The following is a 2,902-nucleotide window of genomic DNA, read 5'->3' as shown; positions in this document are numbered from 1 at the left end:
CGTCGAGTACGGCAGCGGCGCGAGCCGCAAGATCCGCACGCTGCTCGACGGCCTCGACCGGCCGCGCCGCTACGTGGCGATCGACATCTCGCGCGCGTACCTCGAGACCTCGGTCGGCCCGCTGGCGTGGCTGTTCGCCGGCTTCGCATCGGGCGCCGAGCTCGGCGGCGGGCTGTACGGGCTCGTCGCGGCCGCGACCGTGTTCGCGGTGCTGTTCGGCTTCCTGATGGCCGCCACCTGCGGCTATCTGGCCGGCCTCCTCGGCTCGTCCTCGAGCCCGATCTCCGGCATCGGCATCCTCACCGCCATGGCCGCGGCGGTGCTGCTGCCCCTGCTGGTCGGCCGCTCCGCCGGACCGGAGGGCGACCGCTTCGTCATCGCGATGGCGCTGCTCGTGGCCGCGGTCATCGTCACGATGGCCTCGATCGCCAACGACAACCTGCAGGACCTGAAGACCGGCCAGCTCGTCGACGCCACGCCCTGGCGCCAGCAGGTGGTGCTGCTGATCGGCGTCGCGGTCGGCGCCGCCGTCATCGGGCCGCTGCTGTCCCTGCTCTACGAGGCCTACGGCTTCGTCGGCGCCCTGCCGCGCGAGGGCATGGAGGCGGCCAACGCCATGCCCGCCCCCCAGGCGGCGCTGACCTCGCAGATCGCCGGCGGCATCGTCCACGGCACCCTGCCGTGGACGATGGTGCTGATCGGCGCCGGGCTCGGGGCCGTGCTGGTCGCGGTCGAGGCGTGGCTGCGGCGGCGCGACCTCACCTTCCCCGCGCTCACCGTCGGCATCGGCATGTACCTGCCGCTCTCGGTCGAGATGACGATCGCGGTCGGCGGCGTCCTCGGCTGGCTCGCCGAGCGGACGATCCGGGCACGCGCCGCGGCGCAAGGGGACGATGCCGGCGCGGCGACCGAGACCGCGCGCCGCCGCGGCGTCCTCCTCGCCTCCGGATTCCTGGTCGGCGAGAGCTTCGTCGGCGTGATCCTGGCCGTCGCCGACACCCTGGCCGGGCGCAGCGCGTCCCTCGCCCTCGTCGGGCCGGGTTTCGCCCCTTACGCGACCTGGCTCGGCGCGGCCGTGTTCGGGTGCGGCCTCGCCGTGTTCTACCGGCTCACCGCGCGGGCGGACCCGGACGAAGCGGCGGCGTAGGCACGGCCGCGCCGGTGCGGGCGGTGTTTTGGGAGAGCAGGTTTCCGGTAACAGCTTCGCCATTGCCCGGCAGGGCGTGCGGCCCCGTTCGATCCCCGATCCCACCCGCATCCGCATCCTGAGGTGCTTGCGCGAAGCGGAAGCCTCGAAGGAGTTCCCCAGCGCGCGCGAGATCCCGTGAGGGCTCCTTCGAGGCCGCTCGCGCGGCGCCTCAGGATGAGGTCCGAGCCCGGAGAGGAAGCGTGACCCGCCCCGGTCGCCGCGGCATCCGAAGCCCGTCCGCCTCGGTCGCCGGAGCCGGCATGAAAACGTCGGCCCGCCGCCCGTATCTCGCCAGCCGCCCGCCCGGTTCGGTCCGAAACCCGACAGAACCAACCCCGGGGACCGCAGTTGCTCCCGTATGCGCCGCATCGTCCGAGCAGCGGCCGGGAGCTTCGCACCATGAAGGCCCTCGTCTGGCACGGCACCACCGACATCCGCTGCGACACGGTTCCCGATCCGACGATCGAGGACGGGCGCGACGCGATCATCAAGGTCACGAGCTGCGCGATCTGCGGCTCCGACCTGCACCTCTACGACCACTTCATGCCCGGCATGAAGGCGGGCGACATCATGGGCCACGAGACCATGGGCGAGGTGGTCGCGGTGGGGAAGGACAACGCCGCGCTGAAGGTGGGCGACCGGATCGTCGTCCCGTTCACGATCACCTGCGGCCAGTGCCCGCAATGCCGGCGCGGCAACTTCTCGGTCTGCGAGCGCACCAACCGCAACAAGGCGCTCGGCGACGCCGCCTTCGGCCACACCACGGCGGGCCTGTTCGGCTACACCCACCTGACCGGCGGCTATGCCGGCGGCCAGGCCGAGTACCTGCGCGTGCCGTTCGCCGACTCGACCCACATCAAGGTGCCGGACGGCATCCCCGACGAGCGGCTGCTGTTCCTGTCCGACATCTTCCCGACGGGATGGCAGGGCGCGGTCCAGTGCAACATCCAGCCGGAGGACACGGTCGCGATCTGGGGCTGCGGGCCGGTCGGGCAGATGGCGATCCGCTCCGCGATCCTGCTCGGGGCCAAGCGCGTGATCGCCATCGACCGGGTGCCCGAGCGCCTCGCGATGGCGCGGGCCGGCGGCGCCGAGGTGCTCGACTACCACGCCGAATCGAACATCGTCGCCCGCCTCAACGACATGACCGACGGCCGCGGGCCGGAGAAGTGCATCGACGCCGTCGGGCTCGAGGCGCACGCGCTCGGCGCGGTCGACGCCGTCTACGACCGGGCCAAGCAGGCGATGATGCTGGAGACCGACCGTGCCCACGTCCTGCGCCAGATGATCATGGTCTGCCGGCCGGCCGGGATCCTCTCGGTGCCGGGCGTCTATGGCGGCCTGATCGACAAGTTCCCGATCGGCGCGCTGATGAACAAGGGGCTGACCGTCCGCACCGGGCAGACGCACGTGAAGCGCTGGACCGACGACCTGCTGCGCCGGATCGAGGAGGGGCAGATCGACCCGTCCTTCGTCATCACCCACACGGTCGGCTTGGAGGACGGCCCCGAGATGTACCGCACCTTCCGCGACAAGCAGGACGGCTGCATTAAGGTGGTGATCCGGCCATGAGCGGCGCGCGTCCCTCCCCCCCGACGCGCCCGGCGCCCGGCCTGTCTATTATACACAAATGACGATGCCGACGATATGAAGTGTGTAGATAACGGTGGTCGCCGTATAATTAAAAAAAAAAGGGGGGGGGGGGGGGGGGGG

The 2,902-nt window shown here is 71.3% G+C and carries 2 protein-coding genes; both read left to right on the top strand.

The window, feature by feature from the left end; genetic code table 11:
- Positions 1 to 1,147 (top strand): oligopeptide transporter, OPT family (locus FV223_RS24255; RefSeq protein ID WP_147729368.1); only part of this gene is annotated, 1,147 nt, incomplete at its 5' end.
- A 441-nt stretch (positions 1,148 to 1,588) separates the two neighbouring features.
- Positions 1,589 to 2,761 carry a zinc-dependent alcohol dehydrogenase gene (locus FV223_RS24250; protein WP_147729367.1) on the top strand — a complete coding sequence of 391 codons (1,173 nt, stop codon included), beginning with the start codon at positions 1,589 to 1,591 and terminating at the stop codon, positions 2,759 to 2,761.
- Positions 2,762 to 2,902: the final 141 nt, after the last annotated feature.

Origin of the sequence: Methylobacterium sp. WL116, from assembly GCF_008039455.1 — a bacterium.
Lineage (GTDB): Bacteria > Pseudomonadota > Alphaproteobacteria > Rhizobiales > Beijerinckiaceae > Methylobacterium.
The sequence above is the reverse complement of the archived record's forward strand: the minus strand, read 5'-3'. Positions and strand labels throughout refer to the sequence as shown.

Excerpts from the sequence above, each read along its gene's own strand:
- FV223_RS24250 (WP_147729367.1), top strand. The coding sequence starts at position 1,589 with ATGAAGGCCCTCGTCTGGCACGGCACCACCGACATCCGCTGCGACACG.